This is a genomic window from Haloarcula sp. H-GB5, from assembly GCF_054850705.1.
Map to the genome: position 1 here is coordinate 113,861 of NZ_JBTWBG010000003.1, position 15,110 is coordinate 128,970.

18 protein-coding genes are annotated in these 15,110 nt (G+C 61.4%); 8 read left to right on the forward strand and 10 right to left on the reverse strand.

The annotated features are described in order from the left end of the window. The first annotated feature begins 136 nt into the window (after nt 1-136). The 6 genes from rdfA (at nt 137) to ACYJ11_RS16020 (ending at nt 6,602) form a co-directional block, all read left to right on the forward strand. Nucleotides 137-784 carry a rod-determining factor RdfA gene (gene rdfA, locus ACYJ11_RS15995; RefSeq protein ID WP_461648515.1) on the forward strand — a complete coding sequence of 216 codons (648 nt, stop codon included), beginning with the start codon at nt 137-139 and terminating at the stop codon, nt 782-784. After that, the gene (locus tag ACYJ11_RS16000) at nt 781-2,571 is read left to right on the forward strand and encodes an archaea-specific SMC-related protein (RefSeq protein WP_461648516.1); all 1,791 of its coding nucleotides are present in this window, start codon (nt 781-783) and stop codon (nt 2,569-2,571) included. Before rdfA ends, ACYJ11_RS16000 begins: the two co-directional genes overlap by 4 nt. Nucleotides 2,572-2,728: 157 nt before the next feature. Next, nucleotides 2,729-3,553, forward strand: coding sequence for a hypothetical protein (locus ACYJ11_RS16005; protein ID WP_461648517.1), 825 nt, complete (start codon nt 2,729-2,731; stop codon nt 3,551-3,553). A 405-nt stretch (nt 3,554-3,958) separates the two neighbouring features. Continuing rightward, entirely contained in the window at nt 3,959-4,807 is an 849-nt protein-coding gene (gene nadE, locus ACYJ11_RS16010; RefSeq protein WP_461648518.1) for an NAD(+) synthase, read from the forward strand. Between the two features lie 143 nt (nt 4,808-4,950). Continuing rightward, complete coding sequence (locus ACYJ11_RS16015; RefSeq protein WP_005533432.1) at nt 4,951-5,148, forward strand: hypothetical protein; 198 nt, start codon at nt 4,951-4,953, stop codon at nt 5,146-5,148. 119 nt (nt 5,149-5,267) lie between these two features. Further along, entirely contained in the window at nt 5,268-6,602 is a 1,335-nt protein-coding gene (locus ACYJ11_RS16020; protein WP_461648519.1) for a 5'-deoxyadenosine deaminase, read from the forward strand. A gap of 28 nt (nt 6,603-6,630) precedes the next feature. Here the strand turns inward: ACYJ11_RS16020 and phnE are convergent, their stop codons facing one another. The 6 genes from phnE to yqeC all read right to left on the reverse strand — a co-directional run bounded on the left by phnE (nt 6,631) and on the right by yqeC (nt 11,144). Beyond that, nucleotides 6,631-7,509 carry a phosphonate ABC transporter, permease protein PhnE gene (phnE, locus tag ACYJ11_RS16025; RefSeq protein WP_461648520.1) on the reverse strand — a complete coding sequence of 293 codons (879 nt, stop codon included), beginning with the start codon at nt 7,507-7,509 and terminating at the stop codon, nt 6,631-6,633. After that, the gene (locus ACYJ11_RS16030) at nt 7,502-8,323 is read right to left on the reverse strand and encodes a phosphonate ABC transporter ATP-binding protein (RefSeq protein WP_461648521.1); all 822 of its coding nucleotides are present in this window, start codon (nt 8,321-8,323) and stop codon (nt 7,502-7,504) included. Before ACYJ11_RS16030 ends, phnE begins: the two co-directional genes overlap by 8 nt. Further along, nucleotides 8,320-9,195 carry a phosphate/phosphite/phosphonate ABC transporter substrate-binding protein gene (gene phnD / locus ACYJ11_RS16035; protein ID WP_461648522.1) on the reverse strand — a complete coding sequence of 292 codons (876 nt, stop codon included), beginning with the start codon at nt 9,193-9,195 and terminating at the stop codon, nt 8,320-8,322. The genes ACYJ11_RS16030 and phnD overlap by 4 nt, the downstream gene beginning before the upstream one ends. 89 nt (nt 9,196-9,284) lie before the next feature. After that, a complete protein-coding gene (locus ACYJ11_RS16040) occupies nt 9,285-9,665 on the reverse strand; it encodes a Rid family detoxifying hydrolase (RefSeq protein ID WP_461648523.1) in 381 nt (126 codons plus the stop codon). A gap of 32 nt (nt 9,666-9,697) precedes the next feature. After that, entirely contained in the window at nt 9,698-10,315 is a 618-nt protein-coding gene (locus ACYJ11_RS16045; protein WP_461648524.1) for a nucleotidyltransferase family protein, read from the reverse strand. A 46-nt stretch (nt 10,316-10,361) separates the two neighbouring features. After that, the gene (gene yqeC / locus ACYJ11_RS16050; protein WP_461648525.1) at nt 10,362-11,144 is read right to left on the reverse strand and encodes a selenium cofactor biosynthesis protein YqeC; all 783 of its coding nucleotides are present in this window, start codon (nt 11,142-11,144) and stop codon (nt 10,362-10,364) included. Nucleotides 11,145-11,238: 94 nt separating this feature from the next. On the opposite strand from yqeC, the gene ACYJ11_RS16055 reads away from it, so the two are divergent. Next, nucleotides 11,239-11,487, forward strand: coding sequence for a sulfurtransferase TusA family protein (locus ACYJ11_RS16055; RefSeq protein WP_011222658.1), 249 nt, complete (start codon nt 11,239-11,241; stop codon nt 11,485-11,487). A gap of 2 nt (nt 11,488-11,489) precedes the next feature. Continuing rightward, nucleotides 11,490-12,530, forward strand: a complete 1,041-nt coding sequence (selD, locus tag ACYJ11_RS16060; RefSeq protein WP_461648526.1) for a selenide, water dikinase SelD — start codon at nt 11,490-11,492, stop codon at nt 12,528-12,530. Nucleotides 12,531-12,547: 17 nt separating this feature from the next. On the opposite strand, the gene yqeB is transcribed toward selD, so the two are convergent. The 4 genes from yqeB to ACYJ11_RS16080 are packed head-to-tail and all read right to left on the reverse strand — an operon-like array spanning nt 12,548 to nt 15,094. After that, nucleotides 12,548-14,128, reverse strand: a complete 1,581-nt coding sequence (gene yqeB / locus ACYJ11_RS16065) for a selenium-dependent molybdenum cofactor biosynthesis protein YqeB (protein ID WP_461648527.1) — start codon at nt 14,126-14,128, stop codon at nt 12,548-12,550. Continuing rightward, on the reverse strand, nt 14,125-14,370 hold the full coding sequence (locus tag ACYJ11_RS16070) for a hypothetical protein (protein WP_461648528.1): 246 nt from the start codon (nt 14,368-14,370) through the stop codon (nt 14,125-14,127). Before ACYJ11_RS16070 ends, yqeB begins: the two co-directional genes overlap by 4 nt. Nucleotides 14,371-14,372: 2 nt before the next feature. Continuing rightward, a complete protein-coding gene (locus ACYJ11_RS16075; RefSeq protein WP_461648529.1) occupies nt 14,373-14,726 on the reverse strand; it encodes a DsrE family protein in 354 nt (117 codons plus the stop codon). Beyond that, entirely contained in the window at nt 14,723-15,094 is a 372-nt protein-coding gene (locus ACYJ11_RS16080) for a DsrE/DsrF/TusD sulfur relay family protein (RefSeq protein WP_188978785.1), read from the reverse strand. The genes ACYJ11_RS16075 and ACYJ11_RS16080 overlap by 4 nt, the downstream gene beginning before the upstream one ends. Between the last annotated feature and the right edge of the window lie 16 nt (nt 15,095-15,110).

The window sequence follows — 15,110 nt, forward strand, 5'->3', positions numbered from 1 at the left end:
TACACCCCTCTTTTCAACCGTGGTAGTCTATTTTAAAAGTACACGCTAAGGGTGTATATTTTTTGCAGGACATACCTACACTGCGTGTACACTGCCCGTCAAAAACTATTACTGAGAAGGCCGAAGAAATCGAACAATGGTTGCTGACTCCGGTTGCAAAGTAGACGCGGTTATCGACAAGTACGAGTTGGCATCGGCAGACCCAGTCTACGAATCCCTTGACGATGGCCTACTCGCACGCTGGACGGGCGCTGATGACCGAACCGAAATGGGGTATCGGTCGCTGACAGCGTGGTTCAACAAACGACTCCTCAAACAGGTTTACACCGAACACGGTCGTGAATCCCTTGATACCCGTATAAACAGTGACTACGAGACGTTGCGGGGCGACGACGACTTACAACGGGACGAACTCATCGAGCGACTGCAAGCTACGGGCATCCCGGGAGCGTCGCTTCACGACGATATGGTGTCGTGGGGAACGATGCGAACGCACCTCAACGACTGTTTAGACGGTCAAAAAGAGGCCAGAAAGGCGACAACTAACTGGGAGCAGGAGAGCGTGGCAACGGCCAAAACGGTCGTCGAACGGAAGGCCGAAACGGCACTGTCCTCGCTCGCAAAGAAGGGTGATATCGACGGCGGTGACACCGCGGAGATAGAGGCTCAAATACAACTCGGATGTCCAGACTGTCCGACTCGCGTTCCGTTCGATGTCGCACTCGAGCGTGGGTACGTCTGCAAGCAACACCGGAGCGCGGATCTGTCAGCACACAACACATGAGCTGGAACATCGACATTGAACGAATCGCGGGTATAATTGACGGGTCAGCGACGATAGAGCCAGGATTGAACGTCGTCCGTGGCTCGAACTGGCAAGGGAAATCGAGCTTTATCGAATCCATCAAGACGGCCCTTGGCACCTCTACTGAACTGACTGAAGGGGAAGACAGCGGCGCGGTGCATCTCGAAACGCCAACTGGTGCCTACGACGTAACACTCACCCGTGAGAACGGTACCGTAGTCCGGCATGGCGAACCGTACCTCAGCGACGAGTACGACGTGATCCGCGCTGAACTGTTCGCGTGTCTGGACGAGCGTAACGAAGTCCGCCGCGCTGTCCGAACGGGAGAGAACCTCGAGGACGTGCTGTTGCGGCCGCTCGACTTCCAGAACATCGACTCACAGATCGAAACGTTACAGCGGGAGCGCGAACAGATCGAAACGGAACTCACGCAGGCGCGTGAGGGGAAAAAGCGGATTCCCAGCGTGCAAGAGAAAGTGACACGGCTGGAAGACGAGATCGAAGACCTGCGGGCCAAACGCGAGACGATCGACAGTGGGGCAGGAAGCAATGACGACTCGGAGTCGGTTCGCCGTCAACTCAGTCAAGCACGGACTGAACAGAACCAGGCCAAAAACCGCGTCGAACGACTTGAGCAGAGCATCGAGCGGACGGAACAGCGCCTCTCGGAACGTCAGGACGCTCTCGATGCTCTCGAAATTCCGGAGTACGATGCTGTTGAAGACAAGCTCTCTGAGGCACGGGAGAGACTCTCACAAGTAGAGCGAGACGCCGAAGTACTGCAGTCCGTCTACTCCGCCACCGAGATGGTACTCAGCGAGGACCGGATTGACCTGCTTACCGAGGTGAAGCGCGATATCGACGAGGACACTGTCACCTGCTGGACCTGCGGCAGTGAGACCACACGAGCAGATTTGGCCGACCAACTGGACGCACTCGGCAGCGAACTCACGACACTTCGTGCCCAGAAGGAGACCTACCGAGATACCGTCGAGGAACTTGAAACACAGCGCGAGGAAATCAGTCAGGCTCGCCGGCGCAAGACCGATTTAGAGGAAGACATCGCTGAGTTGGAGGCGACGCTGGCCGACCGGAGACAGAGCCTCGACGCAGCCAGAAACAGGCTCGAACAAGCGCAGGCCGACGTGGAGCGGCTTTCCGACCGCGTTGATGCGACCGTGGCGGAACTTTCGGACGTCGAAAGTGAGATCAAGTACCGCGAGGCCGAACTCGAAGACACCGCCGACGAACTGGCGCAACTTGAAACGAGAGCGGCCCGTGTCGACACGCTCGAAACCGACCTCGAATCCCTCCGTGACGATCTCGCCGAACTTCGGAACCGGAAAGACCGGATCAAGCGTGAGGCACGGGATGCGTTCGACACGGCGATGCAGGACATTCTCTCCCGATTCGGGACGGGGTTCGAAACGGCTCGACTCACCGCTGACTTTGATATCGTGGTCGCCCGCGACGGTCAGGAAGCAAGCTTAGATGCCCTCAGCGAGGGGGAACTCGAACTCATCGGCTTTGTGGCAGCGCTGGCCGGCCGCCAGTCGTTCGATGTTGGCGACGCTGTCCCGCTCTTGCTTGTTGACGGTTTAGGCGGCCTCGATGACGACAATCTGCACACCCTTATCGAGTACTTACAGCAGGGAACTGAGTATCTGGTATTTACTGCGTACCCGGAATACACTGCATTCGACGGACGCGAGATCGACCCGGCTCAGTGGACTGTTGCAAACGAGAAAGCGGCCTCGGCTGACTGACCTCCTCTCAAACCGTACTCCCAGTATTGACGGCGAGTCCTTCGTACGACTGCAGATCTCTGTTGTCTGAGATCTGAACAGAATTTCATAGGTGTAATTCCAATTTTAGGACAATTATACGAAGGTATTATTAGTGATCTGGCTTCTTTCCAATCAGATGGCGAGCATACGAGTCAAAGACTGGACGAAAGAAAAACTGAGAAAGATACGGAACGCGGAGTCACATTCGTCGTACGATTCGGTCGTCAAAACACTACTAAAAGACCGTAAAATTGCGAAGTACGCGGACGACGCGTCCAATACCTCGATAGATGAGTCCGTCCAGTCACAGGATGCCGACATCGACAAGGCGTTCGACGATCTGACTGTGCTGGCGGAACTGACTGGGAGCCACGACGACGTGTTGTTCCTGTGGTGTCCAAACTGCGGGAACGAACTCGTCCATCTCACAGTCGATCAGCCGCTTGGCATCTCCGTGTTTGAGATGGAGTGCCAGCGATGTCTTACCCATCTCGACAGCCAGGCCATCGTCGCTATCGAACTGCGGTATCCAATCGAACAAAAGATGATTGAGGGACAACTCCAGGCGGACCTCAAATCCTGTGTGATGGACTACTGGGATCGAACACTGGAGGCGGCAGCTACTGAGTCGGTCGAAACAGAGCCTTCTGCCGCCCGTCTCGTGTGGCAGTTCGACCAGTACCACAAGCAGTTCGACTGGGACTGGCCGACTGATGTCCCGACTGTCAGCTTCGTCCCCGGCGTCACGTATTACAACACGGTGACTGACGAGCGAATCGAAGCTGTCGAAGCTGTCTCAGAGAGCCGGAATACGATGGATTCCTACAAAATCAGACGCCACACTGCAGACGGCGGTGTCATCTTGGACCAGCTTGACAGCAGTACGATCGTCGACTGGATTGTCAATCGTGAACTGGTCGTCACTGAGCAGTCCATGGGAACGACCAAACTCGCGACATAACGAATCGCGATGCCAACTGTCCTGGCTTATTGCTGGTGACGCGGTCTGACCTTCGGAACATGATTTGCTGGGTGCCGAGATAAGCGGCCAAGTAGCTCTCTGAAAGTGTCTTTCTGCCCGACTACGATTCTAAAGAATAGACAATATACTGTGTATAGCGAAATATATTTCATATTATCTGCCCGAATAGGGTTGACATTGATTATATACTCCCGAGATAATTTTGAATAACCATTGGTAATGTATAAGGTGTATCGAGGCTACCGAAGACACCCATGACGTTTGTCGACAACAGTTATACCGCACCAGTGACCTACGTAACAGTATGATTAGGCCGGTTGTGTGCACGCGTTTGGTTAGTCGCATCTCCGAGCGTGCCGTGGGTAGCGGGGGAGGAGAGAAGCTGTGAGTAAAGCGACGCACCCTCACACGCTCAAACTCCCGCGTGAGGAACACGGATTGGCGACGTCGACGGCAGCGACCAGACGGATACAGAGACTCCTTCCGGTGTTTCTGGAGAACAAGATCACGGAGGCGGAGGCCAACGGACTGGTCGTTCCACTCGACGGCAGCATCGAATCGACAGTTGCGGCGGCGCTGGCCGTCGACGGCATCGGGGCCGACTACGTGACTGGATTGGTGATGCCGGTACAGCTAAGCGACGAGGGGCCTGCTCGGACGGCTGAAACCGTTGCGTCGCTACTCGACATCGACTGCCACCGGCTCAATCTGCAGCCAGTACTGACGGCGTTCCAGCGAGTCGTCGGTGAGACCGGTGGGCCGACCGACGACCTCGTGGCGATGCAAAACGCCGGCGAACGCTTCCGGATGGCGTGTAAGTACTACGTCGCAAACACCAGGAACGAACTCGTCGTCGGGACCGTTTCCCGGACTGATCGACTGCTGGGCTCCGTTGCGAAACACGGCGAGAACGGCGTTGACCTGTCGCTGTTTGGCGACCTCTATAGAACTGAGATCGAGGCTCTAGCTGATGCACTTGCAGTTCCATCGGATCTCCTCGACCAGTCATCACACCCAATGGAGCACACTGGTGCAACTGATGCGGCGGAACTGGGTATCGACCAGCGGGACCTCGACAGCATCCTCCACTTCGCGATTGATAGGGGCTGTTCCGCGTCGACAGTGGCCGACAAAGTCGCTGTAGGCGAACCTGTGGTTGAGCGAACGATTCAGTGGTGTGCCAGTACGCGCCACAAGCGACACACGCCACCAAAGCCATCGATGGATAACTGACACTTTCGGCTGTTCGTCTGTGGGATATTCGCCACCCCGGCGGCGCAAATCTCTCGCAACGGGTATGGCCAACGGTATGAGACAAGCCGTGGTGTTTCTGTGAGCAAAGCAGTTAACAGCCAGACTCCGCGATTCTCACATCCATGCAGGCCGACCCTCAGGAGATAATCGACATCGGCGACAGGCTACTGTCGGAGTACCCCGAACTGTTTACCGAGCAGTACGAGACAAACACCCGTCTCGTTCAGCGACTTGCCAGCGTGGATTCGTTTCGTACCCAAACGCGACTCACCAGATACATCACCCGGGAAAAACGGACACGGAACGGACCGCAAAGATGAGGCTACTGCGAAGCACACGCGCCACACGGAGTGCCACACGTCTGTGGCGGTATTGCCTGCGCTCGGCGGCCGTCCCGATATGAGGACCTTCTTTATGTAGAGACCGTCTTGCAGGACGTATGCTACTCACTGGGACTGTCGTTGCGGATTCCGAGACCGTCCTGCAGGACGGGGCGGTCGTCGTCTCCGGGGACCGTATCGAGGCTGTGGGTCCACGTGCCGAACTCGAATCGCAGTATGCCGACCACGAACACCAGTCCTACGACGTACTGTTGCCGGGACTCGTCGGCGGCCATATCCACTCTGTGCAGAGCCTCGGCCGTGGCATCGCCGACGATACGGAACTACTCGATTGGCTATTCGACTATATTCTGCCGATGGAAGCCTCCCTGACCGCCGAGGAGATGGAAGTCGCGGCGAAACTGGGCTATCTGGAGATGATCGAAAGCGGGACCACGACCTGTATCGACCACCTCTCGGTCGCTCACGCGGACCGCGCCTTTGAGGCGGCAGGCGAAATCGGCATACGGGGCGTGCTCGGGAAGGTGCTGATGGACCAGCGCTCGCCCGACGGCCTGCTAGAGGACACACAGGCCGCACTGGACGAATCTGAGCGGCTGATTCAGCAGTATCACGGTGCCTACAACGACCGGATCCGGTATGCTGTCACACCCCGTTTTGCTGTCTCCTGTAGCGAGGCCTGTCTCCGGGGAGTGCGCGACCTTGCGGACAAGTACGACGGTGTCCGCATCCACACCCACGCCAGTGAGAACCAGAGCGAGATCGAGACGGTCAAAGAGGATACTGGGATGCGCAACATCCACTGGCTCGACGAGGTGGGTCTCACTGGGGAGGATGTCGTCCTCGCGCACTGTGTCTGGACCGACGAGAGCGAGCGCGAAGTCCTCGCAGAGACGGGGACCCACGTCACCCACTGCCCGTCCTCGAACATGAAACTCGCCAGCGGTATCGCACCGATCTGGGACTACCGTGACCGCGGCATCAACGTCGCAATCGGCAACGACGGACCGCCCTGTAACAACACGCTCGACGCCTTTACCGAGATGCGACAGGCAAGTCTCCTCCAGAAGGTCGACCAGCTGGACCCGACGGTGACACCGGCAGCCGAAATCTTCGAGATGGCGACCCGCAACGGTGCTAAGGCCGCTGGCTTTGAGGAACTCGGCGCAATCCGTGAGGGATGGCGCGCTGACATCGTCGGCCTCGATACGGACCTCACCCGGGCGACGCCGCTGCACGACGTGCTCTCGCATCTGGTGTTTGCGGCCCACGGCGACGACGTTCGCTTCACGATGGTCGACGGGAACGTCCTCATGGAACACGGCGAGGTAACCACCATCGATGCCGAGGCCGTCCGCTCTCAGGCCTCGACGATGGGCCTTGAGATGGACCTCGAAGACGCACGCAAGTCCGCACAGGAACAGAAGCCCTGACGCGAACCTGCTGTCTCTCGCCTGACCGTCAGCCGAGCCGCGTCCGCAACCGAGATCCGAGCCAATCGCTCGTGACGACCAGCGCAAACACGGCGAGGATGGCGGTCGAGAGTTTCCCGTACTGCAACCGTTGAATGGTGATGACGAGATAGTACCCGACCCCGCCTGCACCCACGAACCCGAGGATGGCGGCCGACCGGATGGTACACTCCCAGCGGTACAGTGTGTACGAGGCGATTGTAGGCGTCACCTGCGGGACCATCCCGTGACAGACCGCCTGCAGGCGTGTTGCGCCACTTCCGGCAACTGCCTCGGTCGTCATCGGGTCCGTGTCTTCAAGGAAATCGGCGTACAGTTTTCCCAGGACACCGGCGTTGTGAACTGCAAGCGCGAGCACACCCGCAAACGGGCCGAGGCCGATAGCGGTAACGAACAGGAACCCCCAGACGATACCGGGGACGGAGCGCAGAAAGCTGAGCACGGTTCGGCTGGCGTGATAGAGACCGCGTCCGACGGCGATACGGCCGGCTGAAGCGTTTCTGTACAGCGGGCCACGATGGGTGACAGTGGCGGCACTGGTCAGACCGAGTGGGACGGCGAGCGCGACGGCAAGCGTGGTTCCGACGACGCTGATAGCCAGGGTTTCGACGACAGCCCACAGCAGGCCGTCTCGAAGGCTTCGTCCCAGCAGGTATTCACGGCTAGTCTCCGGTGGGATGCCCTCGGCGACGAACGCGGCCATCTGCTCACGAGCACCGGCGGCGAGCAGGGCCACCGGGTCCACTTCGGCGATCCACGCCGCGGCCGCCAGGATGACACAGCCGCCGAGTAGTGTCGTGAGCTGGCGTTTCGATGGTCCGGAGGCAGCACGCTGGGTAGCGTCTGAACCGCCATATTTCTCAGACATACCGTGGAACCGGGACATCGCTCTCTTTCTCCGTTCCCGTTCGTTCGGTGTCGGTACCCGGCGTGGATGCCCCCGCCGCAAAGAGCGCATCCAGTTGGCCGTCGGTCACCGCCGGTGCGGGCATATCGAACTTGACTCGGCCATCCGCCATGCCGACGATTCGGTCGAAGTGCTCCAGCGCCAGGTCGACCTCGTGGAGAACGGTGACCAGCAGTTCCCCGTCGAGGGCGGCGTCGAGTACGTCGATAACGTTCCGGCGGGAGCTGGGGTCGAGGTTCGCTGTCGGCTCGTCGGCCAACACGACCTCGGCATCCTGCATGAGGGCCCGTGCGAAGGCGACCCGCTGGCGTTCGCCGGCACTCAACGATTTCACGGGGACATCGGCCTGGTCGGCCAACCCGACGGTATCGAGTCGTTCGAGGGCTGGCTCTGGATGCTGGGGCAGCAGTGGCTCGATGAAGCCATGGAGCCAGGACAGGGCTCCAAGGCGCCCAGTGAGGACGTTCGACAGTGCGGTCCGCCGGTCCACGAGCGTCTCCCCCTGATACGCAAGCGTCGCGGTCGAACCCGTAATGCTGCTCCCGTCGAAGCGCACTGTCCCGACATCAGGCTGTAACGCGCCAGCTGCCAGCCTGAGAAGCGTGGTCTTGCCGGCGCCCGACGGACCGATGACGGCGACCCGTTCACCAGCAGCCAGACTGAGTGAGACATCTCGTACCGCGACTTTCCCGCCGAATCGCTTGGTGACACTGTCGAACACAAGTCCCTGTCCTGATTGTTTGCTCTCTGGCTGCGCCGTGTGCTTGTTCCTCACCCGTCGCCTCCCCGTTCGATGCCAGCCATCTCGACGGCCGTTTCCAGCGAGGTGAACGCGTCGTGGCTCACCCCGACGTACTGGTCGACAGCCTGCTGGTCGAGAATGTCCGTTCGCCCTTTCGAATCGAGGGTCGTGAACGCCGTCTGCACAGCGTCCGCTGTCGTTGCCTCTAGCGACGGGGCAACGGCCCACGGGTAATCAGGGAAACCGGGGGTCCGCCAGAGCTCTTGTACCCCATCAACAGCGTCCTCTGCGCGTAGTCTGTCGTAGATGCGGGCGTTCAGCGCCCCGACGACACCGCTCGTCCGGCCGACTGTTTCTGCCGTTGCGTCGTGGGCACCGACGTGTGTGACCTGTGCGAACGCGTCGGTGTGTAGGCTGTATTCCGTCTGAAGGTGGTACGTCGGCATCACGGTCCCACTGGTCGAGAGTGGGTCGCCAAACACCAGTTCGGTCTCGCTTGCGGCCTCGACTACAGCTGCCATCTCTGTCAGGTCACTGCCTGACGGGGCGATGAACGCAGAGTGCCACTCCGTCTGTCCGTTCCGTGACCCGACGGCGACTGGCTTTGCGCCTGCTCGATGATGCGCCAGAATGTACGACACACCGCCGTAGTAGGCAATATCGACTTGCCCCGCGACCATCGCCTGTACCATACCGGCATAGTCAGCCGCTGTGCGTAGCTCAGTCTCGACGTCGAGTTCTGTCGCCAGATACGTCGCGAGTTCGGTGTTCTGTTCAATGGCGGTATCCGGGTCCACGTCGGGCACGACACCGACCGTCAGCGTCGGCGTCGCCGTCCTTCCGAGACAGCCCGACAGCGAGAGCGCTGCCGCTGTACCCAGGAATTCACGCCTCGTAGGTCGCATTACGCTGTGATGCGAGTCGCCGGGCTTGAAAGTTGTGTGCGCCACATCCCGGCTGTGTGGCCCACGACAGCAGTGCGTGTCTGTCGGCCTCAGTCGCTCGTTGCGATTGCTTCGATTTCGACTCCCACGCCCTTTGGCAGGTTTGCGACCTCGACTGCGCTCCGGGCCGGCGGCTCTTCGTCGAAAAAGCCGGCATAGGTGTCGTTCATCGACTCGAAATCGTCGATGTCGTCCAGATAGACGGTCACTTTCAAGACGTCACTCATCTCCAGCCCCTCAGCTGCTAGTACCGCTTCGACGTTCGATAGCGCCTGTTCCGCCTGCGTCGCTATCGGTTCGTCGTCCAGCAGGTCGCCGTCGGGCGTCATCGGAATCTGGCCCGCGGTGAACACGAGCGAGCCGTTTGTCGTCGCCTGGCTGTACGCGCCAACCGCATCGGGTGCATCGGTCGTGCTGATGGTCCGTTTCATCAGCCGAGTGTTCCGCCATCAGTGTCTTAAATTTACAGGCTGTCGCGGCGGTCCGCGAACTCGGTGAGATCAGAGTCGGTGTCGATATCCCAGTGGACACCGGGGTCCTCAACCTCGATGAACGCTGTCTGCTCGGTGGTCTCGATGATATCTCGACCGCCTCGGTCGCCGGAGACTGAGGCGAGCGCATCGAAATGGCAGTCGTCGAAAAGCACCGGATTACCCCGCGTCCCCTCGTGTTCGGGAACGACAATTGTTGCCGATTCTGTACGGTACGTTTCGATAAGCGCCTCGATAGTTTCGACGCGTACGAACGGCATATCGCCCAGCAGGAACAGGGCGGCGTCCCAGTCAGATTCCTGTGCATAGTCGACTCCATGTCGAACCGACGCACTCTGGCCGGTTGCGTACTCGTCGTTATGCTGAACCGAGAGCGAGAGACCCTCCAGCGCCTCAGCGACGGCCACGCCCTCGTATCCGAGAACGGCGACAACGTCCGATAGCGATGACTCACAGGCGGTTTCGGCTACGTGTCGAACGACTGCCGTCCCGCCGACAGTCGCTAGCAGTTTGTTACCCGACTCGTACCGCGAACTCTGCCCAGCGGCGAGGATAACGCCGCCGATTTTAGTCCGGCGCTGGCTGCTCATGCTTCCCCTCGTCTCGCAACAATACCGGCCGTTTCCCCGGATTCAGTCATCGCTGGTCCTCCTCTTGCACATCCGCTGTTGAGACCACCTCACAGACATCCGACGCAAACGATGTAATGACGCCCCGAGAACACCGCTCTGTCTGTGAAAGCGCGTGGGTGAGCACATCCGTAGCGATACGCCGCTGTGGTTCGGTATCCGCCTTGTTGACTAGCGGTATCACAGATGCCTCGGCTGGTGCGTTTCGGAGGCCGCCGTCGGGATGTGTGAGCACTGTTCCGACAGCTGTCGCAGTGATCGTGTCGCCCACACGAAGGCCGGTGATATCCGCGACCCGCTTCGGTCGATGGACCACGTCCGTCGTCAGCGCTTCACCGACTGCGGCAACCGAGGCAACCGGGACGACGTGGCTGGCTGTACTCGGAACGACTGGTTCCCCATCGCTAGGCGCTTTGAACTCCCGCTTACGTGCGCCGTCAGCCTTGATAAGGAGCCAGTCGAACAGTCCGGCATCGGATAGCTCTTCCACCACACTCGTCTCGAACCCGCGAACTTTCCGGTCGACTCGCGCCGGATCGGCTACCTCCTCGCGAGCAACGGCAACTGGCGGGTCGTGGGCTTCGAGGTCGGCCCGCCACTCGTCCGGGCCCGTGAGCGTCAGCGGCAGGTCAGGCGGCGGTGGCATCGCTGTCGTTGTCGTGTAACCCACGTCGTACCCCTGGTCAGTTCCCTCGACCGTCAACTGTCCCATCGCGGTTTTCTTCCCGCCGGCCCCGACAAAGGCGACAGCGGCGCTGGAACCCAGGCCCAGCGCAGCAGCTAGATCCATATGGTCGCTCCGCCCAAGACACACAAATAGCTTCCCGGGGCAACGACGTGTGGCGGCGATAGCGTTTTTGTGACCTAGTAACACACGTATCGGTATGGCCCGTGTAGACGTTCGTGGTGAAATCTGCCCCCGGCCGGCGCTTATCGTCCGGCAGGCGCTTTCGGACCTCGATACCGGCGAGACACTCGTCGTTCGAGGCGATTACCCGCCGGCCGAAGAGAACCTTCGGCGGATGTGTACGACGCACGGCATCGACGTGACGACCGCGGAGACCGCTGGCGAGTCTGACGAGTTCGAACTCGAACTCCGGGTGACCGAGATGGCGTCGCTATCGGAGGCTTGAGTGTGGGAACCGACGTGGCGACTGACGATGACGACGAGACGACTCGCCTGACGGAGTACACTGAACTCCACGGCTGTTCCTGTAAAGTCGGCCAGAGCGAGCTTGATTCGCTGCTCGCTGATGCCGACCTCTCCGGTGAGAGTGACGCGTTGCTGTTCGGCATTGGCGAGGACGCCGCTGCGCGGAAACTTACCGACGACCTCGCGCTGGTCTCGACGGTGGATTTCTTCACACCCATCGTCGACGACCCGTACGACTTCGGCCGTATCGCCGCCTGTAACGCGGCTAGCGATGCCTTCGCCACGGGTGCGGTCGAGAACGTCGATTGCCTGGTCGTCCTCGGGCTTCCGCGAGAGCTAACTGAGAGCGCAGCGCCGATCCTCGCCGGTATGGCCGACGCGCTGGACGCGATGGACGGCGTCATTGCCGGTGGCCACACCATCATGAGTCCGTGGCCCTTCGCCGGCGGCGCTATCTCGGCGACATCGCGTCCCGACGCTTTGCTCACTTCGCAAGGGGCTAGCGTCGGCGACCGACTCTACCTGACCAAACCGCTCGGCACACAGCCGGCGATGGGGGCGACCCGCGTGACCGACAACCAGTTCGTCGAGACGGTCACCGACGCCACTGAGCGCCCGCTCGACCAAATCGAGTCGGAGGCCATCGCGTGGATGACGACACCGAACCGGGACGCGGCGCTCGCGTGCCGCGAACACGCGACAGCCGCCACCGATATTACCGGCTTCGGCCTCGCCGGCCAGAGCCGCGTGGTGGCCGCCCGCTCCAATGTCGGTATCGAACTGACGCACCTCCCGGTCATCGCGGGAACGCCCGCCCTCTCGACGCTTTTCGGATACGGACTGACTGAGGGTGAGAGCGCAGAGACCAGCGGGGGCCTGTTCGTCTCCGTCCCGCCGGCTTCGGCTGACGCCGTCGAATCGGCATTCGACAACGCCGGCGTGTTCTATCGGGCTGTCGGCCGTGTTACGGCCGGACGCGGTGTCACGATCGACGACCCGGCCATCGAAGAAGTTCGTCGCTAACGTCGGTTAGGTGCTTTCTACCGCAACCGGAGCACTGCCTCTAGCACGCCACCGCCGAGACACAACGCTTTGTCGGAGATTTTCGTTGGGTCGACAGACTCGCCACGAGGGTCGACATCGCCGAGTTTGGTGCTCTCACTGACGCCGAGGCCGCCGTGAACTAGGCCGCGAACCAGTCCGTCTATCTCGGTTTCGACCGGCCTGTCACCGACAGTGCCGACCACGTCGCCGGCTGTGACACTATCGCCGATGGCGACCGCCGGGGTCCACTCGCCATCGGTCGGGGCACGAAGCACCCGCTCGTGGGTGTAGCCGCGCCGCTCGCCGGGCTCGCCGTCGTACTCGCTCGCTGTCCCCTCGTAGAACACCCGGCCGAGCTCGTGCCCGCGGTCGGTCTCGACGACCGCGTCCACGTCGTCGCCGGCCTCGAAACCGGGCCCCATCCCGACCACCACGTCGGCATCTCCCCGACGCGTGCCGGTGTCGAACGCCCCTTTCGCCATGATGGCGTCGACGAGGACTGCGGCGTCGAGTTCGTCGGCGACGGTCGCCTCGGGGTCGACGAGTACCGGCACGACATCGTCGGCGAGCAGTCCGAGCGCCTCGTCGATGTCCGCCGCTGCCCGGCCAGTGACTCCTTCAACCGTCACCTCGTTTCTGTACAATGCAGAACCGAAGGCGACTGCCCGCCGGACCACCGTTGGCTGATCGACCTCTGTGACGATGACCGAGAAGCCGGCCTGCTGCAGACGATAGACGACGCCGCTACCGAGGTCGCCGCCGCCGCGAACGACGACCACGTCGTCGAGGTTCAGCCGTGTCGCCCGCTCACCGGTTGCGTCGTGTCGGTCCATGGTGACCTCGGACAGAATCGAGAGCGCGACGGCGGCCGGCCCGCTCCCGCCGAGGTCGAGTCCTACCGGCGTCCGGACTCGGCTGAGGTCCCGACGGGCGTAGCCCGACTCGGCGAGCGAATCGAGGACGTGGTCGGCTTTCGTCTTGCTTGCGACGAGTCCAATGTAGCCAGCCGCACCGTCCAGCGCTGCAGCGACAGCGTCTTGGTCGAACGTCCCGCTCCGCGTCGCGACGGCCACCGCTGTCTCAGTTCCCATCGGCAGATCACCGAGCGCGTCGCCGTAATCGCCGTGAATCACGTCGGTGTCGTCGGGGAACTGCGCCGGGTCGGCGTACGCCTCGCGGTCGTCGACCACGGTAACGGCGTAGCCCAGTCGCTCCGCCAGTGGGGCCAATTCGGCGCTGATGTGGCCGCCGCCGGCGATGTAGAGCTGTGCCTGCCCGCGGACGCGGTCGATGAACACGTCCATCTCGCCGCCACAGACCATGCCCGTGTTGCCGCCGCGTTCGAGTTCGTACGTCCGGACGCCAGAATCGTCGGCCCCGGCGAGCACCGACCGGGCGTCCTGGACGGCGAGATGCTCGACCGTGCCGCCGCCGATAGTCCCGTACTCGTCGTCAGCCGTGACGACCATCTTGTCCCCCACGTCCCGCGGTGCGCTGCCGTCCTTGCGGACGATAGTCAGGAGCGCCGCCGGCTCTCCTTGGGCAGCCAGCTCGTCGAGTCGTTCGAACAGGCTCATACGAAGCTCTTCACCTCTCGTTCGACGAGCCGCTCGACGACGGCATCGTAGGATATCTTGTCGATATCCGGCGGTAGCGAGACGCCACGCACGTCCACGTCCCTCGCAACTGCTGAGACGGGTGCGTCGATATCCGGTGTGAGGTAGACGCCGTCCTGAATCAGAACGACGTGTGCTTCGGGATCCCCGGCGGCGGTACGCAGTCCGATTTCGGCCATCGGTTTGTCGATCAGATACAGCATTGTCAGAAATCCAGTGTTCGGTCGGCGTCGCGAATACGGGCGGTGACACGGTCGTTCGACCAGACCATCACGTCGTCGGCGATTTCGGCTTCGTCAACGTCGCGCTCTGCCATCGCCGCCCCGTCCGCAACCATCTGTCCGCCCTGTTCTGCCAAGTCGGCGACGTGTCCGCTCATGTTGAGCGCGTCGCGGTCGACAGCATCTCGGGCGCCGTACACGCCGTCCTGCGTGAATATCACGGTCACGTTGTGCATATCGAAACCGGCTGCGACCCCACGGGCCGCTCGCAGCCCTTCCGGGATGTGGACTCGGCCGTACGGCGCGCGGGTGAGCAGGACGACGACATCTCGCTTCATAGCGAAACCACCCGGTCGGCCTCGCCGATGATGTCCGCTAGGTCCGGGAGCAGCCCGACTTCGACGCCCTCAGGGTAGTCGGCTGGTGCGTCGATTCCGCGTGCGTCGACACAGAGCCCACAGCAGATGACTTCCGCGCCGTCCGCGATGAGTTCCTGGAACTTCGCGGTCGGCATCTCGTCGTACAGCCCGTTGTCCGAACAGCCGGGCAGGGTCTGGTCCGCGACGGGGACGAGCGCGCCGTCGAGGTAGTGGAAGTAGCTCACCTCGTGCCCCTGATCCAGCGCCGCCCGCCCCAGCTCGTAGGCGGTGCGCCACCGCTCACTGTCGAAGGGACCCCCTGTCAGCAGAAAGCCGATGTACGCCATACTGTCGAAATTTTCC